At 43.0% G+C, this 23,586-nt stretch carries 39 protein-coding genes; 33 read left to right on the top strand and 6 right to left on the bottom strand.

From position 1 onward, the window contains the following. Positions 1 to 408: 408 nt before the first annotated feature. The 28 genes from rpsJ (at position 409) to rplQ (ending at position 14,030) form a co-directional block, all read left to right on the top strand. A complete protein-coding gene (rpsJ, locus tag L2672_RS17065) occupies positions 409 to 720 on the top strand; it encodes a 30S ribosomal protein S10 (protein WP_011635639.1) in 312 nt (103 codons plus the stop codon). Between the two features lie 27 nt (positions 721 to 747). Beyond that, on the top strand, positions 748 to 1,386 hold the full coding sequence (gene rplC, locus L2672_RS17060) for a 50S ribosomal protein L3 (RefSeq protein WP_248997045.1): 639 nt from the start codon (positions 748 to 750) through the stop codon (positions 1,384 to 1,386). A gap of 17 nt (positions 1,387 to 1,403) precedes the next feature. Continuing rightward, positions 1,404 to 2,009, top strand: coding sequence for a 50S ribosomal protein L4 (rplD, locus tag L2672_RS17055; protein WP_248997044.1), 606 nt, complete (start codon positions 1,404 to 1,406; stop codon positions 2,007 to 2,009). After that, positions 2,006 to 2,308 (top strand): 50S ribosomal protein L23, encoded by a 303-nt coding sequence (rplW, locus tag L2672_RS17050; protein ID WP_188843818.1) that lies wholly within the window; start codon positions 2,006 to 2,008, stop codon positions 2,306 to 2,308. Before rplD ends, rplW begins: the two co-directional genes overlap by 4 nt. 16 nt (positions 2,309 to 2,324) lie before the next feature. After that, the gene (gene rplB, locus L2672_RS17045; protein ID WP_248997043.1) at positions 2,325 to 3,149 is read left to right on the top strand and encodes a 50S ribosomal protein L2; all 825 of its coding nucleotides are present in this window, start codon (positions 2,325 to 2,327) and stop codon (positions 3,147 to 3,149) included. Between the two features lie 14 nt (positions 3,150 to 3,163). Then, complete coding sequence (gene rpsS, locus L2672_RS17040; RefSeq protein WP_006083596.1) at positions 3,164 to 3,442, top strand: 30S ribosomal protein S19; 279 nt, start codon at positions 3,164 to 3,166, stop codon at positions 3,440 to 3,442. 15 nt (positions 3,443 to 3,457) lie between these two features. After that, on the top strand, positions 3,458 to 3,790 hold the full coding sequence (rplV, locus tag L2672_RS17035) for a 50S ribosomal protein L22 (RefSeq protein WP_248997042.1): 333 nt from the start codon (positions 3,458 to 3,460) through the stop codon (positions 3,788 to 3,790). 12 nt (positions 3,791 to 3,802) lie between these two features. Further along, the gene (rpsC, locus tag L2672_RS17030) at positions 3,803 to 4,492 is read left to right on the top strand and encodes a 30S ribosomal protein S3 (RefSeq protein WP_248997041.1); all 690 of its coding nucleotides are present in this window, start codon (positions 3,803 to 3,805) and stop codon (positions 4,490 to 4,492) included. Between the two features lie 11 nt (positions 4,493 to 4,503). Further along, positions 4,504 to 4,914, top strand: a complete 411-nt coding sequence (gene rplP, locus L2672_RS17025; protein WP_188922999.1) for a 50S ribosomal protein L16 — start codon at positions 4,504 to 4,506, stop codon at positions 4,912 to 4,914. After that, positions 4,914 to 5,105 (top strand): 50S ribosomal protein L29, encoded by a 192-nt coding sequence (gene rpmC / locus L2672_RS17020; protein ID WP_248997040.1) that lies wholly within the window; start codon positions 4,914 to 4,916, stop codon positions 5,103 to 5,105. Before rplP ends, rpmC begins: the two co-directional genes overlap by 1 nt. Next, on the top strand, positions 5,105 to 5,353 hold the full coding sequence (gene rpsQ, locus L2672_RS17015; RefSeq protein ID WP_248997039.1) for a 30S ribosomal protein S17: 249 nt from the start codon (positions 5,105 to 5,107) through the stop codon (positions 5,351 to 5,353). The genes rpmC and rpsQ overlap by 1 nt, the downstream gene beginning before the upstream one ends. Before the next feature lie 179 nt (positions 5,354 to 5,532). Next, positions 5,533 to 5,901: a 50S ribosomal protein L14 gene (gene rplN, locus L2672_RS17010; protein ID WP_011494644.1), complete on the top strand. Its 369-nt coding sequence runs from the start codon at positions 5,533 to 5,535 to the stop codon at positions 5,899 to 5,901. Between the two features lie 12 nt (positions 5,902 to 5,913). Next, positions 5,914 to 6,228, top strand: coding sequence for a 50S ribosomal protein L24 (gene rplX / locus L2672_RS17005; protein ID WP_248997038.1), 315 nt, complete (start codon positions 5,914 to 5,916; stop codon positions 6,226 to 6,228). Between the two features lie 13 nt (positions 6,229 to 6,241). Further along, on the top strand, positions 6,242 to 6,781 hold the full coding sequence (gene rplE / locus L2672_RS17000; protein ID WP_248997037.1) for a 50S ribosomal protein L5: 540 nt from the start codon (positions 6,242 to 6,244) through the stop codon (positions 6,779 to 6,781). 10 nt (positions 6,782 to 6,791) lie between these two features. Beyond that, positions 6,792 to 7,097, top strand: coding sequence for a 30S ribosomal protein S14 (gene rpsN, locus L2672_RS16995; RefSeq protein WP_248997036.1), 306 nt, complete (start codon positions 6,792 to 6,794; stop codon positions 7,095 to 7,097). A gap of 23 nt (positions 7,098 to 7,120) precedes the next feature. Beyond that, positions 7,121 to 7,513 (top strand): 30S ribosomal protein S8, encoded by a 393-nt coding sequence (rpsH, locus tag L2672_RS16990; protein ID WP_248997035.1) that lies wholly within the window; start codon positions 7,121 to 7,123, stop codon positions 7,511 to 7,513. 10 nt (positions 7,514 to 7,523) lie between these two features. Further along, positions 7,524 to 8,057 carry a 50S ribosomal protein L6 gene (rplF, locus tag L2672_RS16985; protein ID WP_248997034.1) on the top strand — a complete coding sequence of 178 codons (534 nt, stop codon included), beginning with the start codon at positions 7,524 to 7,526 and terminating at the stop codon, positions 8,055 to 8,057. A gap of 10 nt (positions 8,058 to 8,067) precedes the next feature. Beyond that, positions 8,068 to 8,418 (top strand): 50S ribosomal protein L18, encoded by a 351-nt coding sequence (gene rplR / locus L2672_RS16980; protein ID WP_248997033.1) that lies wholly within the window; start codon positions 8,068 to 8,070, stop codon positions 8,416 to 8,418. Between the two features lie 10 nt (positions 8,419 to 8,428). Next, positions 8,429 to 8,932, top strand: a complete 504-nt coding sequence (rpsE, locus tag L2672_RS16975) for a 30S ribosomal protein S5 (protein WP_248997032.1) — start codon at positions 8,429 to 8,431, stop codon at positions 8,930 to 8,932. Between the two features lie 6 nt (positions 8,933 to 8,938). Then, positions 8,939 to 9,121, top strand: coding sequence for a 50S ribosomal protein L30 (rpmD, locus tag L2672_RS16970; protein WP_188843803.1), 183 nt, complete (start codon positions 8,939 to 8,941; stop codon positions 9,119 to 9,121). A gap of 4 nt (positions 9,122 to 9,125) precedes the next feature. Further along, complete coding sequence (rplO, locus tag L2672_RS16965; protein ID WP_248997031.1) at positions 9,126 to 9,560, top strand: 50S ribosomal protein L15; 435 nt, start codon at positions 9,126 to 9,128, stop codon at positions 9,558 to 9,560. A 7-nt stretch (positions 9,561 to 9,567) separates the two neighbouring features. Then, positions 9,568 to 10,908, top strand: a complete 1,341-nt coding sequence (gene secY / locus L2672_RS16960) for a preprotein translocase subunit SecY (protein ID WP_248997030.1) — start codon at positions 9,568 to 9,570, stop codon at positions 10,906 to 10,908. Between the two features lie 22 nt (positions 10,909 to 10,930). Beyond that, the gene (gene rpmJ, locus L2672_RS16955; protein WP_006083579.1) at positions 10,931 to 11,044 is read left to right on the top strand and encodes a 50S ribosomal protein L36; all 114 of its coding nucleotides are present in this window, start codon (positions 10,931 to 10,933) and stop codon (positions 11,042 to 11,044) included. Positions 11,045 to 11,161: 117 nt separating this feature from the next. After that, a complete protein-coding gene (gene rpsM / locus L2672_RS16950; RefSeq protein WP_167674721.1) occupies positions 11,162 to 11,518 on the top strand; it encodes a 30S ribosomal protein S13 in 357 nt (118 codons plus the stop codon). A 17-nt stretch (positions 11,519 to 11,535) separates the two neighbouring features. After that, positions 11,536 to 11,928: a 30S ribosomal protein S11 gene (rpsK, locus tag L2672_RS16945; RefSeq protein WP_011635661.1), complete on the top strand. Its 393-nt coding sequence runs from the start codon at positions 11,536 to 11,538 to the stop codon at positions 11,926 to 11,928. A 31-nt stretch (positions 11,929 to 11,959) separates the two neighbouring features. Continuing rightward, a complete protein-coding gene (gene rpsD, locus L2672_RS16940) occupies positions 11,960 to 12,580 on the top strand; it encodes a 30S ribosomal protein S4 (protein ID WP_248997029.1) in 621 nt (206 codons plus the stop codon). 24 nt (positions 12,581 to 12,604) lie between these two features. Then, positions 12,605 to 13,594, top strand: a complete 990-nt coding sequence (locus L2672_RS16935; RefSeq protein ID WP_188843792.1) for a DNA-directed RNA polymerase subunit alpha — start codon at positions 12,605 to 12,607, stop codon at positions 13,592 to 13,594. Between the two features lie 40 nt (positions 13,595 to 13,634). Further along, positions 13,635 to 14,030: a 50S ribosomal protein L17 gene (rplQ, locus tag L2672_RS16930; RefSeq protein ID WP_248997028.1), complete on the top strand. Its 396-nt coding sequence runs from the start codon at positions 13,635 to 13,637 to the stop codon at positions 14,028 to 14,030. Positions 14,031 to 14,594: 564 nt separating this feature from the next. Here the strand turns inward: rplQ and ccmE are convergent. From ccmE to ccmA, 5 genes are read right to left on the bottom strand one after another with little or no spacing between them, the layout of a single operon-like run. Beyond that, positions 14,595 to 15,086, bottom strand: coding sequence for a cytochrome c maturation protein CcmE (gene ccmE / locus L2672_RS16925; protein ID WP_248997027.1), 492 nt, complete (start codon positions 15,084 to 15,086; stop codon positions 14,595 to 14,597). Further along, positions 15,083 to 15,283, bottom strand: coding sequence for a heme exporter protein CcmD (gene ccmD / locus L2672_RS16920; protein ID WP_248997026.1), 201 nt, complete (start codon positions 15,281 to 15,283; stop codon positions 15,083 to 15,085). Before ccmD ends, ccmE begins: the two co-directional genes overlap by 4 nt. Then, positions 15,283 to 16,029: a heme ABC transporter permease gene (locus L2672_RS16915; RefSeq protein WP_248997025.1), complete on the bottom strand. Its 747-nt coding sequence runs from the start codon at positions 16,027 to 16,029 to the stop codon at positions 15,283 to 15,285. The genes ccmD and L2672_RS16915 overlap by 1 nt, the downstream gene beginning before the upstream one ends. 1 nt (position 16,030) lies before the next feature. Further along, the gene (gene ccmB / locus L2672_RS16910) at positions 16,031 to 16,717 is read right to left on the bottom strand and encodes a heme exporter protein CcmB (protein WP_248997024.1); all 687 of its coding nucleotides are present in this window, start codon (positions 16,715 to 16,717) and stop codon (positions 16,031 to 16,033) included. A gap of 9 nt (positions 16,718 to 16,726) precedes the next feature. After that, positions 16,727 to 17,377, bottom strand: coding sequence for a cytochrome c biogenesis heme-transporting ATPase CcmA (gene ccmA / locus L2672_RS16905; protein ID WP_248997023.1), 651 nt, complete (start codon positions 17,375 to 17,377; stop codon positions 16,727 to 16,729). A gap of 326 nt (positions 17,378 to 17,703) precedes the next feature. Here ccmA and L2672_RS16900 point away from each other — a divergent pair, with 326 nt between their 5' ends. Then, positions 17,704 to 17,997: a c-type cytochrome gene (locus L2672_RS16900; RefSeq protein ID WP_248997022.1), complete on the top strand. Its 294-nt coding sequence runs from the start codon at positions 17,704 to 17,706 to the stop codon at positions 17,995 to 17,997. Positions 17,998 to 18,096: 99 nt separating this feature from the next. On the opposite strand, the gene ccmI is transcribed toward L2672_RS16900, so the two are convergent. Next, positions 18,097 to 19,362 carry a c-type cytochrome biogenesis protein CcmI gene (gene ccmI / locus L2672_RS16895; protein WP_248997021.1) on the bottom strand — a complete coding sequence of 422 codons (1,266 nt, stop codon included), beginning with the start codon at positions 19,360 to 19,362 and terminating at the stop codon, positions 18,097 to 18,099. 417 nt (positions 19,363 to 19,779) lie between these two features. Here ccmI and L2672_RS16890 point away from each other — a divergent pair, with 417 nt between their 5' ends. The 4 genes from L2672_RS16890 to L2672_RS16875 are packed head-to-tail and all read left to right on the top strand — an operon-like array spanning position 19,780 to position 23,374. Continuing rightward, entirely contained in the window at positions 19,780 to 21,756 is a 1,977-nt protein-coding gene (locus L2672_RS16890) for a heme lyase CcmF/NrfE family subunit (RefSeq protein WP_248997020.1), read from the top strand. A 12-nt stretch (positions 21,757 to 21,768) separates the two neighbouring features. Next, positions 21,769 to 22,323 carry a DsbE family thiol:disulfide interchange protein gene (locus tag L2672_RS16885; RefSeq protein WP_248997019.1) on the top strand — a complete coding sequence of 185 codons (555 nt, stop codon included), beginning with the start codon at positions 21,769 to 21,771 and terminating at the stop codon, positions 22,321 to 22,323. Next, positions 22,323 to 22,796: a heme lyase NrfEFG subunit NrfF gene (gene nrfF / locus L2672_RS16880; protein ID WP_248997018.1), complete on the top strand. Its 474-nt coding sequence runs from the start codon at positions 22,323 to 22,325 to the stop codon at positions 22,794 to 22,796. The genes L2672_RS16885 and nrfF overlap by 1 nt, the downstream gene beginning before the upstream one ends. 56 nt (positions 22,797 to 22,852) lie before the next feature. Further along, on the top strand, positions 22,853 to 23,374 hold the full coding sequence (locus L2672_RS16875) for a TlpA disulfide reductase family protein (RefSeq protein ID WP_248997017.1): 522 nt from the start codon (positions 22,853 to 22,855) through the stop codon (positions 23,372 to 23,374). Positions 23,375 to 23,586: the final 212 nt, after the last annotated feature.

The following is a 23,586-nucleotide window of genomic DNA, read 5'->3' as shown; positions in this document are numbered from 1 at the left end:
TTCGCTATCCGTGAAGGTGGCCGCACAGTAGGTGCTGGTGTTGTAGCTAAAATCATCGCTTAATCGCGACTTTAGTTCACACTAAAAAAGGAAGCTTCGGCTTCCTTTTTTTATGGGAAAAATAATCTTGGTGTTTTAGCTAAGATTGTGTAAAATGCATCCCACAAAATTGTCGATAAAAAAATTGTAGACTTATCGCACAATGGGCTTGATCTTCAATCTTAGATCTGTATAATTGCCCACTCGCTGCACTAGTGTAGTGAAAAAAATTAGAAAAACGATATGTTTTTCGTATTCATAGCGACTCCGATTGGGAGTCGAACGGTTAAATCATCTCACTCTGCTTTTCCAAATAAGGAAGTAGCTAGAGGGTGATTTTTTATGTGTCCATTTTAGGAGCTCTGGTCAATGCAGAACCAAAGAATCCGTATCCGCTTGAAAGGTTTTGATCATCGTTTGATTGATCAGTCTACAGCGGAAATCGTTGAAACTGCTAAGCGTACAGGCGCGCAGGTACGTGGTCCTATTCCACTACCAACACGCAAAGAGCGTTATACCGTTTTGATCTCTCCGCACGTTAACAAAGATGCTCGTGATCAGTACGAAATTCGTACGCACAAGCGCTTAGTTGACATCGTAGAGCCAACAGAGAAGACAGTAGACGCATTAATGCGTTTAGATCTTGCGGCTGGTGTCGACGTTCAGATTAGCTTAGGTTAATTGAGATCCTTAGAAGAGGTTTGAGAGATGGCTATCGGTCTTATTGGTCGTAAAGTGGGTATGACCCGCATCTTCACTGAAGATGGTGCGTCAATCCCTGTAACAGTGATTGAAGTCGCTGGCAACCGCGTTACTCAAGTGAAAACTTTAGAAACTGACGGTTACCGTGCACTACAATTAACTACAGGTACCAAAAAAGCCAATCGCATCACTAAAGCAGAAGCAGGTCATTTTGCCAAGGGCGGCGTAGAAGCCGGTCGTGGTTTATGGGAAATGCGTCTTGCAGACGGTGAAGGCGAAGGTGTTGAAGTTGGTGCTGAGCTAAATGTTGATATTTTCGCAGATGTTGCGAAAGTTGACGTTACTGGTCAATCAAAAGGTAAGGGCTTCCAAGGCGGTATTAAGCGTTGGAACTTCCGTACTCAAGATATGACTCACGGTAACTCATTAGCACACCGCGCGAACGGTTCTATCGGTCAGAACCAAACGCCTGGTCGTGTATTCAAAGGCAAAAAGATGTCAGGCCATATGGGTGCTGAGCAAGTAACTACTCAAAATCTACACGTTGTACGTGTTGATGCTGAACGTAACTTGTTATTAGTACGCGGCGCAGTTCCAGGCGCTACAAATGGCGACCTGATTATCAAACCTGCCGTTAAAGCTTAAGGTCTGAGGAGATAGTAATGGAATTGGTATTGAAAGACGCGCAAAGCGCTCTTGAAGTTTCCGAAACTACCTTCGGCCGTGACTTTAACGAGGCACTGGTTCATCAGGTAGTTGTAGCTTACGCTGCAAACGCACGTCAAGGCACTCGTGGCCAAAAGACGCGTGCGGAAGTAATTGGCTCAGGCAAAAAGCCTTGGCGCCAAAAAGGCACTGGCCGCGCTCGCGCAGGTAGTGTTAAAGGCCCAATCTGGCGTGGCGGTGGCGTAACATTCGCTGCTAAAACTCAAGATCACAGCCAAAAAGTTAACAAGAAAATGTACCGTGGTGCTTTAAAAAGCATTCTTTCTGAATTGGTACGTCAAGAGCGTTTAGTCGTTGTTGAGTCTTTTAGCGTTGATGCTCCTAAAACTAAAGAGCTTAAAGCTAAATTAGCAGCAATGAACTTAGAAGACGTTCTAATTGTTACTGCAGAAGTTGATGAGAATTTATTCTTAGCAGCTCGCAACTTATACAAAGTTGACGTTCGTGACGTTGCGGGTCTTGACCCAGTAAGTCTAATCGCGTTCAACACTGTTCTTGTTACTGCTGATGCAGTGAAGCAAATCGAGGAGATGCTAGCATGATCACCGAAGAACGTTTGCTAAAAGTTATTCTTGCTCCACACATCTCTGAAAAGAGCACCGTGGTTGCTGAGAAAAACAACACTGTCGTTTTCCGCGTAGCAATCGATGCGACTAAAGCAGAGATCAAAGCTGCAGTAGCGAAGCTATTTGAAGTTGAAGTAGATTCAGTTCGCACTTTAGTTAACAAAGGTAAAACCAAGCGTACCGGTGCCCGTTCAGGCCGTCGTAGCGATTGGAAAAAAGCTTATGTGACTTTAGCTGCTGGTGCTGACATCGATTTCGTCGGCGGCGCTGAGTAAGCAAAGGAGAATTATCATGGCAGTTATTAAGTGTAAGCCAACCTCTCCAGGTCGTCGCCACGTTGTTAAAGTGGTGAATACGGATCTGCATAAGGGTAAACCTTTTGCTGGCCTGTTGGCGAAAAAATCAAAAAGTGGTGGCCGTAACAATACTGGCCGTATCACTGTCCGTCACGTTGGTGGTGGTCATAAGCAGCACTACCGTATTATTGACTTCAAACGCAATAAAGACGGTATCCCGGGTAAAGTTGAGCGTCTTGAGTACGATCCAAATCGTACTGCGCACATTGCTTTAGTATTATACGCAGACGGTGAACGTCGCTACATTCTTGCTGCTAAAGGCATGCAAGCTGGTGATGCAATCCAATCTGGTAATGATGCTGAAATCAAGACTGGTAACGCTAAGCCGTTACGCAACATTCCTGTTGGTTCAGTTGTACACGCAGTAGAAATGAAGCCTGGTAAAGGTGCTCAGATCGCTCGTTCAGCTGGTGCATATGTACAAGTTGTTGCTCGCGATGGTGAATATGCAACTCTACGTCTTCGTTCAGGCGAAATGCGTAAAGTTCCAGTTGATTGCCGCGCTACTTTTGGTGAAGTTGGAAATGCCGAACACATGCTACGCCAGTTAGGTAAAGCAGGTGCTAAGCGCTGGAGAGGCGTACGCCCAACAGTGCGTGGTGTTGCAATGAACCCGGTAGACCATCCACACGGTGGTGGTGAAGGCCGTACTTCTGGTGGACGTCATCCAGTGAGTCCATGGGGTGTGCCAACTAAGGGTTATAAAACTCGTAGTAACAAGCGCACTGACAAGTACATCGTACGTCGTCGTAATAAATAGTAAGAGGATTCGCCATGCCACGTTCTCTCAAGAAAGGTCCCTTCATTGACCTGCACTTGCTGAAGAAGGTAGAGAAAGCGATGGAAGCGGGTGACAAGAAGCCAATTAAAACTTGGTCACGCCGCTCAATGATCATCCCTAACATGATTGGGTTGACCATCGCTGTCCATAATGGTCGTCAGCACGTACCTGTGTTCGTAACTGACGAAATGATCGGTCACAAGCTTGGTGAATTTTCACCAACTCGCACTTATCGCGGCCATGCTGCAGATAAGAAAGCGAAGAAGCGCTAATACGGGAGGAATAAGATGGAAGTTTTAGCTAAACATCGTTTTGCTCGTACGTCTGCGCAGAAGGCCCGTCTAGTTGCTGATCAAATTCGCGGGTTGCCTGTTTCTAAGGCGCTTGAGATTTTGACCTTCAGCCCAAAGAAAGCCGCCGTACTAGTTAAAAAAGTACTTGACTCAGCTATCGCAAACGCCGAACACAACGAAGGCGCTGACATTGATGAGCTAAAAGTTGGAGCAATCTTCGTAGATGAAGGTCCAACAATGAAGCGCATCATGCCACGTGCTAAAGGCCGCGCTGATCGTATCATGAAGCGTACCAGCCACATTACTGTGGTTGTATCAGATCGCTAGGAGAAGAGAGCAATGGGACAGAAAGTACATCCTAATGGTATCCGTCTGGGTATCACTAAGCCTTGGATCTCTACCTGGTACGCAGATAAGTCAGACTATGCAAATAATCTGAACAGCGACTGGGAAGTGCGTCAATATTTAACTGAAAAGTTAAAAGCCGCATCAGTATCTAAGATTGTCATTGAACGCCCAGCGAAAAGCATCCGCGTTACTATTCACACTGCCCGTCCAGGTGTTGTGATTGGTAAGAAAGGTGAAGACGTTGAAGTATTACGTGCACATGTGTCTAAAATCACTGGCACTACTGCTCAAATCAACATCGCTGAAATCCGTAAGCCTGAATTAGACGCTAAGCTCGTTGCTGACTCTATTGCTCAGCAGTTAGAGCGTCGTGTTATGTTCCGTCGTGCTATGAAGCGCGCGGTACAAAATGCAATGCGCATTGGTGCTCAAGGTATCAAAGTTGAAGTGAGTGGCCGTTTAGGTGGTGCAGAAATCGCACGTTCTGAATGGTATCGTGAAGGTCGTGTACCTCTACATACTTTACGTGCTGATATCGACTATTCAACTGCTGAAAGTCACACTCAATATGGTGTGATTGGTATCAAAGTTTGGATCTTCAAAGGTGAAGTTCTAGACGGTATCATTCCAGCGCTTGAAGAGCCAAAGCAGCAACCTAAGCGTAAGCCTCGTGGTAAATAGGAGAAACTTTAATGCTGCAACCTAAACGTATGAAGTTTCGCAAGATGTTCAAAGGCCGCAACCGTGGTCTAGCGAACGGTACTGAAGTTAGCTTTGGTACTTTCGGTTTGAAAGCAGTCGGCCGTGGCCGTTTAACTGCTCGTCAAATCGAGTCTGCACGTCGTGCCATGACACGTCACATTAAACGTCAAGGACAAATTTGGATTCGAGTTTTCCCTGACAAGCCAATTACCTCTAAGCCTCTTGAAGTGCGTATGGGTAAAGGTAAAGGTAACGTTGAATACTGGGTATGTCAGATTCAACCTGGTAAGGTTCTTTATGAAATGAACGGTGTACCTGAAGCATTAGCGCGTGAAGCGTTTGCTTTAGCCGCTGCGAAATTACCATTAAAGACTACCTTCGTAACTAAGACGGTGATGTAATGAAAGCGAGCGAACTAAGAGAAAAGAGCGTTGAAGAACTTAACGCTGAATTACTTGGTCTGCTGCGTGAGCAGTTTAACCTGCGTATGCAACACGCTACTGGTCAATTGAGCCAAACTCATCAATTGAAACTAGTGCGTCGTAACATTGCACGTGTTAAGACCATTATTACTTCTAAGGCAGGTGCGTAATGTCTGATAAAATCCGTACTTTGCAAGGTAAAGTAATTAGCAACAAAATGGACAAGTCTATTACTGTTGCTATTGAGCGCCAAGTGAAACATCCTATTTATGGGAAGTACATTAAGCGTACTACTAAAATCCATGCACATGACGAAACTAATCAGTGTAATGAAGGCGATGTAGTGACTATTAGTCAGTGCCGTCCTTTGTCTAAGACTAAGTCTTGGACACTTGCTGAAGTAGTAACCAAGGCCTAATTTTTATTAGGTTAATCTAAACGGCTCCAATTTTTTGGGGCCGTTTGTTTTTTTTACTATGCAATCCCAAATTGTGGTGTTATACTTGCGCGCCATTTTTGAGTAAAACTATCCTCAAATTTGGTTAATTATTGTCCCAATAACGGGATTTGTGTAGTAACGATAGCGGAGCACTTAAAATGATCCAAATGCAATCGACTCTTGACGTCGCATGTAACAGTGGCGCACGTAGAGTTCAGTGTATTAAGGTCTTGGGTGGCTCTCATCGTCGTTATGCCGGTATCGGCGACATCATCAAGGTTTCTGTTAAAGAAGCAATTCCTCGCGCTAAAGCGAAGAAAGGTGATGTATATAACGCGGTGGTAGTCCGTACTAAGAAAGGCGTACGTCGTCCAGACGGTTCTGTCATTCGCTTCGATCGGAATGCAGCGGTATTGCTTAACGCAAACCTTGCACCGATTGGTACTCGTATCTTTGGACCTGTGACACGTGAATTGCGTACTGAGCAATTCATGAAGATTGTGTCATTGGCACCTGAAGTACTGTAAGGAGCTAACAAAATGGCAGCAAAAATCCGTCGTGAAGACGAAGTAATTGTATTAGCAGGTAAAGACAAAGGGAAACGCGGTAAGGTTTCTCAAGTATTACCTACTGGTAAATTGATTGTTGAAGGCATCAATCTTGTTAAAAAACACCAAAAGCCAAACCCACAATTGGGCGTAACTGGTGGTGTAATCGAGAAAGAAGCACCGATTCAAGCATCAAACGTAGCGATCTTTAACCAAGCCACAGGCAAGGCAGATCGTGTTGGTTTCCGACTAGAAGACGGCAAAAAAGTTCGTTTCTTTAAGTCGAACAGCGAAATCGTTAAGTAATTTGGAGTAAACGATGGCGAAACTGCATGATAAATATCAAGAGACTGTAGTCGCTGAACTTGCTAAAAAGTTCGGTTATAGCAGTGTCATGCAAGTCCCTCGGATTGAAAAAATCACCCTTAATATGGGTGTAGGCGAAGCTGTTGCAGATAAGAAAGTTATGGAGCATGCGCTTCGTGACATGACTGCAATCGCTGGCCAAAAACCAGTTGTAACTGTAGCTCGTAAATCAGTTGCTGGTTTTAAAATCCGTGAAGGCTACCCTATTGGCTGTAAAGTTACCCTACGCGGTGAGCGTATGTGGGAATTTTTAGAGCGTTTAGTTGACATTGCAATCCCACGTATTCGTGACTTCCGTGGCCTAAGCGCAAAAGCGTTTGACGGTCGTGGTAACTACGCTATGGGTGTTAAAGAGCAAATCATCTTCCCAGAAATCGATTACGATAAAATCGATAAAATTCGTGGTATGGATATTGTTATCACTACTACTGCGAAGACTGACGAAGAAGGTCGTGCTTTGTTGACCGCTTTTAACTTCCCATTCAAGAAATAAGGGTAGCATAATGGCTAAAACATCTATGAAAGCACGTGAAGCAAAACGTGCACAGCTCGTAGCTAAATATGCTGAAAAGCGTTTAGCACTTAAGGCTATTATCAGCAGCCCAGAGACTTCTGAAGAAGATCGTTGGGATGCGGTACTTAAGTTGCAAGCACTACCACGTGATTCAAGCGCATCGCGTCAACGCAATCGCTGTAATCAAACTGGTCGCCCACATGGCGTTTTACGTAAATTCGGTTTAAGCCGTATTAAATTACGTGAAGCTACTATGCGTGGTGAAGTTCCTGGTCTACGTAAGGCCAGCTGGTAAGCACTTGTACGGAGTAAGCTAATATGAGCATGCAAGATCCTATTGCGGATATGTTAACCCGTATTCGTAACGGCCAAGCTGCTAACCACGTATCTGTAAAGATGCCTTCAGCTAAGTTAAAAGTAGCAATTGCGAAATTACTTAAAGAAGAAGGTTTCATTACTGACTACGCCGTAGCAGACGAGGCTAAGCCTGAATTAGAAATCACGTTAAAGTATTTCCAAGGCAAACCAGTCGTTGAGACTATCCAGCGCGTAAGCCGTCCTGGTCTTCGTATTTACAAAGGTAAAAACGAATTACCAAAGGTTATGGGCGGTCTGGGTATCGCAATTGTGTCCACTTCTAAAGGCTTGATGACTGATCGTGCCGCCCGCCAACAAGGCACGGGTGGCGAGGTTATCTGCTACGTAGCGTAAGGAGTTAGTAATGTCTCGTGTTGCAAAAGCACCAGTCACTATCCCTGCTGGCGTAGAGGTGACTTTAAACGAACAGACCCTTACTGTTAAAGGCAGCAAAGGTAGTCTGACTCGAGTAATCAACAATGCGGTAAATGTTGTTGTCGAAGGCGCAGAAGTAAAGTTTGGTCCAGTTGAAGGCGTCGCTGGCGCTTGGGCACAAGCTGGTACAGCTCGCGCACTAGTAAACAACATGGTTGTTGGTGTATCACAAGGTTTTGTGAAAAAACTTAAATTAGTTGGTGTAGGTTACCGTGCGAAAGTTGCAGGTAGTGACCTTGACCTAACTTTAGGTTTCTCACATCCATTAGTACACAAACTGCCCGCAGGCGTTACTGCAGAGTGTCCTAGCCAAACTGAGATCGTCTTAACAGGCGTTGACAAACAGTTAGTAGGTCAAGTTGCTGCAAACATTCGTGGTTACCGTCCACCAGAGCCTTACAAAGGCAAAGGTGTTCGTTATGACGACGAAGTTGTACGCCGTAAAGAGGCTAAGAAGAAGTAGGTAACGCGATATGGATAAGAAAACATCTCGCTTACGTCGCGCTACTCGTGCACGTAAGAAGATCCAAGAGCTAGGCGTGAATCGTCTGGTTGTACATCGTACACCGCGTCACATTTATGCTCAGGTGATCAATCCTGAAGCTCAGGTGTTAGCTGCTGCATCAACTGTTGAAAAAGCAGTTAAAGAGCAACTAAAGAGTACCGGTAACGTAGACGCGGCGAAAGCAGTGGGTAAAGCTATTGCTGAACGTGCGATCGAGAAGGGCGTAGCAACAGTTGCGTTCGACCGTTCTGGTTTCAAGTATCACGGTCGTGTGGCTGCATTAGCAGACGCTGCTCGTGAAGCTGGCCTGAAGTTCTAAGGGGTTATAAATGGCTAAATTAGAAGCTCAGCAAAAAGACGATCTGCAAGAAAAATTGATTGCAGTTAATCGTGTTTCTAAAGTAGTTAAGGGCGGTCGTATCTTTAGCTTCACAGCACTAACAGTAGTGGGTGATGGTAATGGTAAGATTGGCTATGGCTATGGTAAAGCGCGTGAAGTTCCAGCTGCTATTCAAAAAGCAATGGAAAAAGCCCGTCGTAACATGGTAAACGTTGAACTGAATGGTGGTACTTTACATCACCCAGTTAAAGGTCGCCATACTGGTTCGCGTGTATACATGCAGCCAGCATCAGAGGGTACCGGTATTATCGCCGGTGGCGCAATGCGTGCCGTATTGGAAGTAGCAGGCGTTCATAACGTACTGTCAAAAGCATACGGTTCTACTAACCCGATCAACATCGTTCGCGCGACTGTAGATGCATTGGTACATATGAAGTCACCAGCGCAAATCGCAGCTAAGCGTGGCCTGAATGTTGATGAAATTCGGGGGTAATGCACCATGGCTACTAAAACAGTTAAAGTAACACAGACTAAAAGCAGCATCGGTCGTTTACCAAAACACCGTGCTACCTTAACCGGTTTAGGTCTGCGCCGTATTGGTCACACTGTAGAAGTTGAAGATACACCTTCAGTTCGCGGTATGATCAATAAGGTTTACTACATGGTTTCGGTGGAGGAATAAGATAATGCGTCTAAATACTCTATCTCCAGCAGCAGGTTCTAAATCTGCTCCTAAGCGTGTTGGCCGTGGTATCGGTTCAGGTTTAGGTAAGACTGCAGGTCGCGGTCACAAGGGTCAGAAATCTCGTAGCGGTGGCGGTGTACGTCCTGGCTTCGAGGGCGGTCAAATGCCACTTAAGATCCGTTTACCTAAGTTTGGTTTTACCTCGCGTCGCGCTTTGGTAACAGCTGAAGTTCGTTTACTCGAACTAGCAAAAGTTAACGGTGATGTTATCGATTTGAACGCTCTGAAAGATGCGAACGTTATTACTCGCAACATACAGTTTGCGAAAATCGTTCTTTCAGGTACCATTGAACGCCCAGTGACCGTTAAAGGTCTGAAGGTAACCAAAGGTGCTCGTGCAGCTATTGAAGCTGCCGGCGGTAAGATCGAGGAATAATACGTCGATGGCAAAACCAGGACTTGATTTAAAAAGCGCGAAAGGTGGTTTATCAGAATTGAAAACCCGCCTTCTGTTCGTGATTGGTGCGATAATCGTCTTTAGAGCGGGTTCGTTCGTGCCAATTCCTGGTATTGACGCAGCTGTATTAGCAGAGCTATTTGCTCAGCAAAAAGATACTATCCTGGGCATGTTTAACATGTTCTCAGGAGGTGCTTTAGAGCGTGCCTCTATTTTTGCATTAGGGATCATGCCGTATATTTCGGCTTCGATTATTATGCAGTTATTGACTGTTGTGCATCCTGCACTTGCTGAATTGAAAAAAGAAGGCGAGTCAGGACGTAAGAAAATCAGTCAATATACAAGATACGGCACACTCGTGTTGGGTACATTGCAATCTATCGGTATTGCAACGGGTTTACCAAATCTAGTCCCTGGCCTTGTGGCTAATGTTGGATTTGGTTTTTACTTCGTTGCAGTTGTCAGCTTAGTGACGGGAACAATGTTCCTTATGTGGCTAGGTGAGCAAATTACCGAACGTGGTATTGGTAATGGTATCTCGATATTAATTTTCGCAGGTATTGTTGCTGGTTTACCATCGGCTATCGGCTCTACAGCCGAGCAGGCGCGTCAAGGTGACTTGAATGTATTGGTACTGTTATTGCTAGCGGTTATTGTATTTGCTGTAACTTACTTTGTTGTATTTGTGGAACGTGGTCAACGTCGTATCGTTGTAAACTACGCTAAGCGCCAACAAGGCCGTAAGGTCTTTGCAGCGCAAAGCACACATTTACCGTTAAAAGTGAACATGGCAGGTGTAATTCCACCAATTTTTGCGTCCAGCATCATTTTGTTCCCAGGCACACTGGCTCAGTGGTTTGGTCAAAATGAGTCCATGTCATGGTTAAGCGATTTCGCTTTAGCTGTGTCACCAGGACAACCGCTGTACTCATTATTGTACGCGACAGCAATTATCTTTTTCTGTTTCTTCTATACTGCGTTGGTTTTCAATCCACGCGAAACAGCGGATAATCTGAAAAAGAGTGGTGCATTCATTCCTGGGATCCGTCCTGGTGAACAGACTTCGCGTTACATTGATAAAGTAATGACACGTTTAACCTTAGCGGGTGCGTTATACATTACCTTTATCTGCTTAATTCCGGAGTTCATGTTAATTACTTGGAAAGTACAGTTCTATTTTGGCGGTACTTCACTACTGATTATTGTAGTTGTAATCATGGACTTCATGGCTCAGGTTCAGACCCATATGATGTCTCATCAGTATGAGTCTGTGATGAAGAAAGCTAATCTTGTTAACAAAGCGAATTTAGATCGCTTTGGTAAATAATTAGCTTCTACGGAGTGATGAAATGAAAGTTCGAGCTTCCGTGAAGAAGATCTGCCGTAATTGCAAGATCGTCAAGCGTAGTGGCGTTGTACGCGTTATCTGTGTTGAACCAAAACACAAACAGCGTCAAGGCTAAGTAAGAAGTTGGTCAGTCCAAATTTGGACTGACCAAAAATTTTGTTTGCAAATCTGTCGTCTGTCGAGTATCCTTTCGGGCTTTTCGCAGATGGCCTTTAACTTTAAGGAGTGCATAGTGGCCCGTATCGCTGGCATTAACATTCCTGATCAAAAGCATACAGTCATTGCATTGACTGCTATCTTTGGTATTGGACGTACAAGCGCAAGAGCAATCTGCGCAGCTACTTCAATTGCTGAAGACGCTAAGATCAAGGAATTGAGCGAAGCTCAAATAGACATTCTACGCGAAGAAGTTGCCAAATATGTTGTAGAAGGTGACTTACGTCGTGAGATTTCAATGAACATCAAGCGTCTTATGGACCTTGGTTGTTATCGTGGTCTCCGCCATCGTCGTAGCCTGCCCCTTCGTGGGCAACGTACTAAGACCAATGCGCGTACGCGTAAAGGTCCACGTAAACCAATTAGAAAGTAACGGGAAGGTAAACCAAAATGGCTAAAGTTCCGTCACGTTCTCCGCGTAAGCGCGTACGTAAACAGGTTGCAGATGGCATGGCTCATATCCATGCGTCTTTCAACAACACAATCGTAACCATTACCGATCGTCAAGGTAATGCTTTATCTTGGGCTACCTCTGGTGGTTCTGGTTTCCGTGGTTCACGTAAATCAACCCCATTTGCTGCGCAGGTTGCGGCAGAGCGAGCAGGTATTGCTGCGCAAGATTATGGTGTTAAAAACCTTGAAGTTTTTGTGAAGGGTCCAGGTCCAGGACGTGAATCAGCGATTCGCGCACTGAACGCAGTTGGTTATAAAATTACCAACATTACTGATGTGACACCTATCCCTCACAATGGTTGTCGTCCACCTAAAAAACGTCGTGTATAACACTACGTTATAGGATAGTTGGAGAAAGATCATGGCAAGATACTTGGGTCCTAAGCTCAAGCTCAGCCGCCGAGAAGGTACAGACCTTTTCTTAAAAAGCGGTGTGAGAGCAATCGATTCGAAGTGTAAGCTTGAAGCTGCACCAGGACAACACGGCGCTCGTAAGCCTCGTTTGTCTGAGTACGGTTTACAATTACGCGAGAAACAAAAAGTTCGTCGTATTTACGGTGTGCTAGAAAAGCAATTCCGTAACTACTATAAAGAAGCTGCACGTCTAAAAGGTAATACCGGTGAAAACCTATTACAACTTTTAGAAGTCCGCCTAGATAACGTCGTTTATCGTATGGGTTTTGGTGCTACTCGTGCAGAATCACGTCAGCTAGTAAGCCATAAATCTATTATGGTTAACGGTCGTGTTGTTAACATTCCGTCATTCAAAGTGTCTGCGAATGATGTTGTAAGCATTCGTGAAAAATCACGCACTCAAGCTCGTATCAAAGCGGCTTTAGAAGTGGCTGGTCAACGCGAAAAGCCTACATGGGTAGAAGTCGACAGTGCGAAAATGGAAGGTGCTTTCAAACGCGTTCCAGAACGTAGCGATTTGTCTGCGGATATTAACGAACAGCTGATCGTCGAGCTTTACTCTAAGTAAAGCTAATAAACAAGAGAGGACACAATGCAGGGTTCTGTTACAGAATTTCTTAAACCGCGTCTCGTTGAAATTGAGCAGGTTAATTCAACTCGCGCCAAAGTTACACTAGAGCCACTAGAACGTGGTTTTGGACATACCTTAGGTAACGCGTTGCGTCGCATCCTATTGTCATCAATGCCTGGCTGTGCTGTCACAGAAGTCGAGATTGATGGCGTACTGCACGAATATAGCAGTAAGGAAGGCGTACAAGAAGATATCCTTGAGATATTGTTAAATCTTAAAGGTTTAGCGGTTACTATCGAGGGTAAAGACGAGGCTATGCTTACTTTAAGCAAGTCCGGCACAGGCCCTGTTACAGCAGCAGATATCACGCATGATGGCGATGTTACCATCATGAATCCTGATCATATTATCTGTCATTTGACTGGTAATAATGACATCAGCATGCGTATCCGTGTTGAACGTGGTCGTGGTTATGTGCCTGCTTCGGCTCGTGCACAAACTGAAGACGATGATCGTCCAATTGGTCGCCTGTTGGTAGATGCTTCTTTCTCACCTGTTGCTCGCATTGCTTATAATGTTGAAGCAGCTCGTGTAGAACAGCGCACAGACTTAGACAAGCTTGTTATCGATATGACCACTAATGGTACTATCGATCCAGAAGAGGCGATTCGTCGTTCAGCAACTATTCTAGCAGAACAGTTAGATGCGTTTGTTGATTTACGTGAGCCTGCAGCTAAGCCTGAGGAAGATGATAAGCCGGAATTCGATCCGATATTGTTGCGTCCTGTCGACGATTTAGAGCTAACTGTACGTTCGGCTAACTGTTTGAAAGCCGAAGCGATTCATTACATCGGTGATCTGGTACAACGCACTGAAGTTGAGTTACTTAAAACGCCAAATCTTGGTAAGAAATCTCTTACTGAAATTAAAGACGTTTTAGCATCTCGCGGACTGTCGTTAGGTATGCGTCTTGAAAACTGGCCTCCAGCTAGTTTAGCAGACGACCTATAAGTCTCAGGTTAGTACAGATTAAGGTTATAAGGATTAGGTCATGCGCCATCGTAAGAGTGGTCGTCAACTAAATCGTAACAGCAGTCATCGCCAAGCTATGTTCCGTAACATGGCATGCTCACTAGTTCGTCATGATATTATCAAGACAACTGTAGCTAAAGCGAAAGAATTGCGTCGCGTAGTTGAACCTCTAATAACACTAGCTAAAGTAGACAGCGTTGCAAACCGCCGTTTAGCTTTCGCTCGTACCCGCGACGCTGAAGTTGTAGGTAAGTTATTTACTGAATTGGGTCCACGCTTCCAGGAACGTCCTGGTGGTTACACTCGTATTCTTAAGTGCGGTCTTCGTACCGGTGATAAAGCCCCAATGGCTTACATCGAGTTAGTAGGTCGTCCTGAAGCTGCTGAAGCTGTTGAAGTTGAAGCTGCTGAGTAATTTGATTACTCAATAAAAAAAACCGAGCTTAGGCTCGGTTTTTTTATGTCTAATATTTTTCTATCCACTATTTCACTATGACAACGCTCAATCATACCTACATTGTATCAATCCGATATGCTTGCTGTGGCTATTGTATCAGGGGTAGATACTGGCTTTTTAGAGCGCAATGTTGCTTATGATGTAATATGCGTTACTTATCGTTGATAAACCTATACATCTCTTACCAATCCGTTGCGACTTACCGTCAAACACTCATTATGACCTTATTTGCTTTATTTTGTCGTGGCACTGTACTATGAGAAATAAGCTTTTCTTCAGGCTTACCATGTATTTCGTTAATGTAAGTACGAGCCGCTAGAAACCCGTAACATAAGACTTAATCTTACGTAGTATCTTGGTATGAAAGTCTACTATTAAGCTTTGGAAAGGCTTTAAGATGGACTCTACTGTTCGTTTATATCGACCAAGTTTGTATGTGGAACTTGAACTCTATGATTGACTTGAATTATAGATAAAAAAAAGCCAATCATAAGATTGGCTTTTATCTTTTATTCAATTGGCTTAGTTATAAGTAGGCTTTTCAGCTTGTTCTGAATAGTCTAATTTTTCATGGGTCTGGCCCATTGCTTCAGCCACTTCTGGAGGCATATAATTTTCATCATGCTTTGCTAATACTTCGGTAGCTTCTAACTTGTTACCTTCAATTAGTACGCCTTGAGCAACAATACCTTGTCCCTCGCGGAATAAGTCAGGTAATAGATCATCGAAAGTTACCGTGATCTCGCCACCTGCAGCATCATGAATATCAAATTCAACATGTAAGCTATTAGGATCACGGATCATTGAACCGACTGTTACCATTCCACCAACACGAATTCGTTGGCCCACTTCTGGCTTGTCTCCGGTATCTTTCTTACCGTTTACAATTTCATAAGGTGTATAGAAAAGGTTTAGGTTGGTATTGAGCGCATACAAAAGTAGCGAAGCAACACCAGCAACCCCAGCGATTAATGCTACTGCTAGAGTGAGTCTTTTTTTACGTCTTGGGTTCACGATTTCTTACCTCTTGATTCTTTTAAACGGTCTTCACGAGTCATTTTCTTAGCTATTTCAGTTAGGACTTTCTTTTTCTGGCTAAGGCTATGTAGGATTAATATACCCAAACAGCCAAATGTTACGCCGTAGGCTAGCCATACAAAAAAGCCATAACCACCCATATCGATAAAATCTGCGAATGAGTCAAATTTCATTATTTAGTTGCCTCCGCGTTGGCTAACTCACGTACCCATGGGCGCATGCCATTGCGCGCTAGGACTTCTGCTCTAAATCTTACTAATGTTAATGCACCAATCATCATGCCAAATCCAAATATATTCATTAGAAGTGGATATAGCATGTCACCGGTCATTGTTGATTCTTCGGTGATTTTAATGGTTGCTGGTTGATGCAAGCTGCTCCACCATTCAACAGAATACTTGATAATTGGAATATTGATTACACCTACAATGGCTAAAATACCTGCAGCTCTTGCAGCCAGTACTTTGTCTTCAAATGAAGCATAAAGTGCAATTACACCAAGATATAGGAATAATAGCACCAGCTCTGAGGTTAAACGTGCATCCCATACCCACCAGGTTCCCCACATAGGTTTACCCCATGTAGCACCCGTAAATAAAGCAATAAAGGTCATCACGGCACCGATAGGAGCAATTGAGGCGGCGGCCCAATCGGCGGCTTTAATTTGCCAAACGATACCAATGAAAGATGCCGTTGCCATGCCCATATATGCGGCCATTGACATAGAGGCTGCTGGTACATGGATATAAATAATTCTAAAACTGTCACCTTGTTGGTAATCCATTGGGGCAAACAGTAAACCCCAAATTGTGCCTACGCCAATTAGCGCAATGGCAAGCCCTGCAAACCACGGCAGTAATGTTCCAGCTAGATTATATGAACGCTGAGGATCAGCGTACGAATTAAGCCATTTCCACATATCAGTTTGTACTCACTCGTAATGAGGCACCAATTGCAAACGGTGCCATGATTAATGAACCAACCAGCATAGCGCCTATAATCGCGAGCTGACCATCATAAGGTAAATTCATTCCTGCTGCGTCTATTGCGCTTGTGGCGAAAATAAGCACAGGAATATATAGCGGTAAAATAAGTAAGGTAAGCAATACTCCACCTTTTCTCAATCCTACCGTTAACGCGACACCAATGGCTCCTAGCAAAGACAGCACCGGTGTGCCGAGTGCGAGCGTCGCCATAAGTGCCACATAACTACTACTTTCTAAGTGAAGTAATACTGCTAGTAGTGGTGAAACTAAAATCAGTGGAACTCCAGTTAAAATCCAATGTGCTAACACTTTTGCTAACACTAGAATAGGCAATGGCTGTGGACTAAGCAGCATTTGTTCTAAGCTACCATCACTAAAATCAGCTTTGAATAAGCGCTCTAATGACAACATTGATGCTAATAAAGCTGCGACCCAAATTATGCCAGGGGCTACTCTGGTTAAAATATTGGGTTCAGGGCCAATACCTAAAGGAAACAAGGTCACCACAATGATAAAAAACAGCAGTGGGTTAAAAATATCGCCTCTGTGTCTAACGGCAATTTGTAAGTCGCGTTTTAACAAGGTCATAAACGCACTGGTGTAACTAATGCCTCTGTTCATTTTTGACCCTTATACAAATTGATATTCAAGCTTGATTTTAGTTAAGCGTGGCTCAGTGATTAAGCTCATGTCTTGGTGGGTTGTCATAATGACACAGCCTCCATTATTAGCATGTTCTATAAAAAGCCGTTCTAATTCTTCAACGCCTTTTTTATCAATTGCAGTAAAGGGTTCATCAAGAATCCAGATTTTACAATTGGTATGCCATAATCTAGCTAAGGCGGTTCTTCGGTGTTGACCTGCGGATAAATGGCCTGCGAGAGCTTCTTCAAAACCGCTTAAATTCACTTTTGCTAAAATATCAGTTGTATTGTGGTCATCATAACCGCTGATTCTTAAATTGAAGTTAAGATTTTCTTCAGCAGTTAACTCACTTTTAACACCGGCCAAATGGCCTAGGTATAATAAATCTTCATTGAATTCATCACGGCAGCGATGAACACTTTTTCCTAGATAACTGGTATCGCCAGAGTAAGGACGTGATAGTCCGGCCAAAATTCTTAACAAACTTGTTTTTCCGGCACCATTAGGCCCCTCAATTTGCACGATATCACCTGGATGGATATCAAAACTTAACTCGTCAAATAGCACGCGCTCTTCACGAATACAGGTTAAGTTATTTGCACTGACTAGGGGCTGGGTTGAAGTTGTTTGTGTCACTGAACCCTCTATTTTAAGGCTACTTTTAATACCCAAAGATATTAACATAAACAGTATTATGGAGTTACCTTTAGCTTCATTATTCTGTTCGCAATATGATGTAGTTCCAATAAAATCAATAAAGTTGGAACTTTTTCAACATTTGCTAATATATTAGCTAAATGTGTCTATTAACGCTTTTTTACTGGAGGTGTTGAGATAGTTGTCACAAAAAGATGAGTTTTCTTGCAGTATGTAGTACCCTAGTGCGGCTATAATGAGTCTGCCTTCTAAATCAACAGGCAGCGTTAAGCTTTGTATGTATTTGCAATTTAGGAACGTTGAACATGAAAAAATTGTTAGCAATGACTGCAGTAGCTGCATTAACTTTGTCTGCGAATGTATTTGCTCAAGAAGGTGAAGCTGTTTATAACAAGGCATGTCAAGTATGTCACAGCATGGGAGTCGCAGGTGCGCCTAAGTCTCATGATGCTGCTGCATGGGAGCCTCGCTTAGCTAAAGGTATGGATGCATTAGTGACTTCTGTTAAGTCAGGTTTAAATGCAATGCCACCAGGTGGTATGTGTACTGATTGTTCTGATGAAGATTACAAGAACGCAATTGAGTTCATGTCTAAGTAATTTTTTAAAGAATACAAAAAACCGGCAATTGCCGGTTTTTTTATTGCTTGTAAAACTGCCAACTAAAGATAAATCATCGTGGCAGTTTTATTTTCTAGGTTATTGCACCAATGTATTTAGAGTTAGTGTAGTGGTATCACCCACTTTAACTGCATCTACAACACCTTTAATATCACCAGCTTGAGGTTTCACACTGCCGTGCTTTGAAAGCACAGCAATAATTTCAACTTCAGCAGCTCCGCTTAGTTTTACATCTCCACCCATAGAAGTGCTGTCATCTAAGGTTACTGTTGCAGGTAACTCACTGGCACTGATTTTAGTTGCAGCTAAAGGTACTTTAGGACCTTGAGTCGCGCGAGCGAAAATAAATATTTGATCACCTTGTGCAACTTTATCTGCTAACTCTGGAGCAACTTCTACAGAAACGCTAACTGTTTTTGCAGTGGTAGCAGCATTAGCAGGTTTCTTCATTGGGTTGTGGTTGTCATCATTTGGCATGGCGCCTGTTTCTGACTGCATGCTCATTTGAGCCGATTGAATCGCATTCATTAACGCGGTGCGATCAACATCGCTACGACCACTGTCTAAAATGGCTTGCCAAGCGTCAATAGCTTCTTGATAACGCGCATTAAAGAACGAGTCCATACCAACTAGTAATAATGTTGAAGGGTCTTGTGGGTCTAATGCCAATGATTGCTCAATAAGTTGTTGAACTTCAGGAGTCACCTTTTGGCCCGCTTGGTAATACATGGCCGTGGCTTTCGGGCCTAGTAATTCAGCATGTGTACCAACAAGTTCCATTACTTTATCGAAAGCGGCAATGGCATGGTTATACTGACTAGCAGAAATGTAAGCATGGCCTAAACCAAACCAAGCTTGACTATTTTCAGGGTCTTGTTGAACTTGAGCTTCCATCATTTGAACGCGTTGAGCCATAATTTGCTCATTGCTCATACCTTCATGTGGGTTACTCGCTTGTGGAGGATTGGCAATATCCTCATAAGCCCCTAGCTGCTGGTAGAAATAACCTGTTAGTGCAATAACCGCTACGGTCATTAATGAAGGCCATAATAAGCTTTTAGGTTTAGCAGCCGATAGTGAGTCATCTGCTTTGTTTTTCATATCCTGAAGCAAGCTAATTTCTAACTCTTTCTTAAGAGCGTCGAATTCAGCTTGATCAAGTAAATTATCTTGTAGCTCTTTCTCTAGTACACTTAAGCGTTCGTTAAATAACTCAAGGTTAGTTTGTTTACGAACACCAGCTTCTTCTGCCTGTAACAATTTTTGCTGACGGAAGTGAGGTACCCATATCATGATTAAACTGACGATGAGGACAAGCGCGATAAATATCCAAAATGTGGTCATTGTTTCAATATTCACTTTTAGTTTAAAGGAAAGCGGAGTGCCGCTGAGCTTAGTTCACAGATTATACGTAAAGATTATTAATTGAATAGTAATATAAGGAAGATATAAACCTCAATCATAAGAGTTGGGCACTGGTTCACAATTTATATTCACATTGAAAAATTTGTTGAAACTTTATTAAGGCGCGCTAGTCCTAGCCTCTACGATTGTATCCAGATGATTTCAAAGCTGAGAAATACTGATAATGAGACAAGTAACCCAGTTTTGCACGAAATAGGCAGACATCAGCTGTGGCACACTCTAAAATGATTTAAAATTCGCTTAAGCTAATGTGAGTATGATTATTAATCTATTCGCTAAGTGCATTAACGTTATTTGTTGATTTGAAATCAATGTTTATTTAACTAAGGAATACCCATGATTCCAGAACTTGGACATTTTTCACTGTTAATTGGTTTGGCCTTTGCCATTCTTTTATCCAGTGTCCCATTAATCGGTGCCGTCAAAAAGGATGCGTACTTAGTAAGATATGCTTGGCCTTTGGCTTACGGCATGTTTTTCTTTATCTTTATTTCGGTTATCACGCTTGGTTATAGCTTTGCGGTTGATGACTTCTCGGTCGCATATGTGGCGCATCACTCTAACTCACAATTACCTATTTTCTTTAAAATAGCCGCAGTTTGGGGTGGTCATGAGGGATCGTTACTGTTCTGGGTATTCTCTTTATCTGTCTGGGCTGCGTCAGTTGCCATGTTCAGTAAAGGGTTAGAAGAAGTCTTTACTGCGCGTGTGCTAGCGGTTTTAGCAATGATCGTCGTTGGTTTTACTTTATTTATGGTGCTAACCTCAAGTCCATTTGAGCGACTATTCCCAGTGCCTATGGAAGGTCGAGATCTAAACCCAATGTTGCAAGATGTGGGTCTGATTTTCCATCCACCTATGCTGTACTTGGGTTATGTAGGCTTCTCAGTAAGCTTTGCATTTGCTATTGCAGCACTAATGAGTGGTAGTCTTGATTCTGCTTGGGCTCGTTGGTCACGTCCATGGACATTAGCGGCTTGGGTATTCTTAACGGGTGGTATCTCATTAGGTTCTTGGTGGGCATATTACGAGCTAGGCTGGGGCGGATGGTGGTTCTGGGACCCTGTTGAAAATGCTTCATTTATGCCTTGGTTAATTGGTACCGCTCTAGTTCACTCTTTAGTGGTAACAGAAAAACGTGGTGCCTTCCGTAACTGGACGGTATTACTTTCTATCTTTGCATTCTCATTAAGCTTATTGGGTACCTTTATTGTACGTTCAGGCGTACTGACTTCAGTGCATTCATTTGCAGCAGACCCAAGTCGAGGCATGTTTATTCTATTATTACTTGCTATTGCAATTGGCGGTTCGTTAACGCTGTTTGCATTTAGAGCAAGTGAAATGTCTAGCCCTGCACGTTTTGAGCTTAAATCAAAAGAAACCATGCTATTAGTATGTAATGTATTGCTGACAGTAGCGGCAGGTACGGTTCTGTTAGGTACGCTATACCCACTGCTGATTGATGCACTAGGTATGGGCAAAATTTCTGTAGGACCTCCATACTTTAACTCAGTATTCGTACCTATTGTGTTAGTGTTATTCGGCTTTATGGGTATTGGCCCAATCATTCGCTGGAAAAAATCTAAGCAAGGTGAAATTAAGCGTCAGCTATTAGTTCCAGCAATTATTTCTGCTGTATTAGGTTTTGCTATCCCATTTATCATGGGCGGTGAATTCAATGCATGGGTTGCTTTTGGTATGACCGCGGCAATCTGGGTTGCTTTAGCTACTTTCCGCGCAGTTGTCGGTATGGTTAAAGACAAAGATGGCAACATCAGCCTTACGCGTATGGGACGTAGCCAACTAGGTATGGTTATTGCTCACTTAGGTATTGCTGTATCAATTGTTGGTGCCACTATGGTGTCAAATTATTCAGTAGAAAGAAGTGTGCGCATGGGCCCTGGTGTTAGCCAAGAATTAGCTGGCTATACATTCACATATGTTGAAACTAAAAATGTTGTTGGCCCTAACTACACTGCGCAACAAGGTCAAATTGAAGTTTATCAAGATGACAAATACGTCACCTTGCTAAGACCTGACCGTCGTCAATATAATGTGCGTACTATGGACATGACAGAAGCCGGTATTGACTGGGGATTATTCAGAGATCTTTATGTCACAATGGGTGATCCTATCAGCTCAACGGAGTTTGCTGTTCGTCTAAATTACAAACCTTATGTTCGTTGGATTTGGTTTGGCTCAATCTTCATGATGGTGGGTGGCTTCTTAGCTGCTTCAGATAAGCGTTACAGAGTGAAGAAAGCTGCAACCGAGTCAGATGCTAAAGCCAAAGACAAATTAGCTACTGCATAAAATGGAGTGTTTATGAAAAAGTTGGTGCTGTTTATACCATTAGTTTTATTTTTGGCAATGGGGGTATTCTTATATCAAGGATTATTCCTCAACCCACAAAAATTGGATTCAGCATTAGAAGGAAAGCCGATCCCGGCTTTCCAACTTGAGCGACTTGAAACACCAGGTGAAATGCTAACTGACGCTGATCTAAAGGGTCAGGTTTCATTACTAAATATCTGGGCAACATGGTGCCCAGCTTGTAAGTATGAACATCCTTTTTTAACAATGCTCGCACGTCGTAATATTGTACCTATTTATGGTATCAACTATCGCGATGAACGTGAGCTAGCAATCAAAGAGTTACGTCGTGAAGGTGATCCTTATGCGATAAACATTTTTGATAAAGATGGTCGTTTAGGTCTGGATTTAGGTGTATATGGTGCGCCAGAGACATTTATTGTTGATCACAATGGAATTATCCGTTTCCGTTATGCTGGCCCTATCGACCAAAATATTTGGAAAGACACCCTATATCCAATGATTCAACAACTTCAAGCAGAAGCTAAAGCTGATGGAGCTGCGTAATGAAAATAGTTAGTGTATCAATTGCTTTAATAGCTGGTTTCTTATTAAGTACCGCAGTACATGCAACACCTGTTGATACTTATGAGTTTAAATCTCCTAGTGATCAAAAACGCGCGCTAACATTAGCCAATGAGTTACGTTGTCCACAATGTCAAAATCAGAATCTTATCGACTCTAATTCGCCAGTTGCACATGACTTGCGATTAGAAGTTTATAACATGGTTAGTGAAGGCAAGTCTGATGATGAAATTGTTGAGTTCATGACAAGTCGTTATGGTGATTTTGTTCTATATAAGCCAAGATTAGATTCGAAAACTTATATTCTTTGGTTAGGCCCATTCGTGATCTTGATTGGTGGTTTTGTTTTTGGCGCTATTTTAATTCGCCGTCAACGCAACGCTAAAGACTTGACTGAAGAAATGTCAGCTGAAGATCAACAACAACTTGATGAACTATTAAAGCGTGACAAATAATGATGTCGTTTAATAAATCATTATTAACTGCAGCTGTCATTAGTATAAGTGTACTAATGGCAGGAAGCAGTATCGCTTATCCTGGAATGCAGCCCAAAGATAAACTGGTATCTCAAGCCGGTTTAGATAAAATCCATATCCTACCGCAACCATTTCCTATTGCACAGGTAGACTTTAGCAAGCTAGATGATAGTAAAGTTGACTTTGAAGCTTATAAAGGCAAAGTGGTTGTCATTAATGTGTGGGCAACATGGTGTCCACCTTGTGTAAGAGAGCTACCAGCATTAGACCGATTAGCAAGTAAGATAGATAAAGATAACTTTGTACTATTACCGATATCTATCGATGCTGATGGTAAAGAAATAGTACAGCCCTTCTTAGCTTCATTAGCGCTAGAGGAGTTCGAATCTTATTTTGACCCTCAACAAAATTTGCGTGAAGTGTTTCCATTAGAAACGATTCCAGCAACCTTTATCTTAAACCCGCAAGGTGAATTAGTTGCTTATGTACGTAGTTATGTGGATTGGGATGATGAAAATGCTATCGAGTTCCTCGAACAGTTTAAAACTACCAACTAAAGGTAGATTTGAATATGCATAATAGTTAACCAAAATGCGGTTAAAAGACGCGATTCAGATCGCATTTGATGAAAAGATCGCCAAGCGATCTTTTTTTATATAAAAACTTCAAAAAAGGGGTTGCGCAAAAATCTGAGCTCCCTATAATGCGCATCCACTGACACGGCACAGCAGCAAACACAAGGTGTATGCAGCAAGCCAGACAGCTTGAT

Origin of the sequence: Shewanella gaetbuli (assembly GCF_023284065.1) — a bacterium.
Taxonomy (GTDB): Bacteria; Pseudomonadota; Gammaproteobacteria; order Enterobacterales; family Shewanellaceae; genus Shewanella; species Shewanella gaetbuli.
Note: the sequence above shows the minus strand (reverse complement) of the source record. Positions and strands in the feature narration are given on the sequence as shown.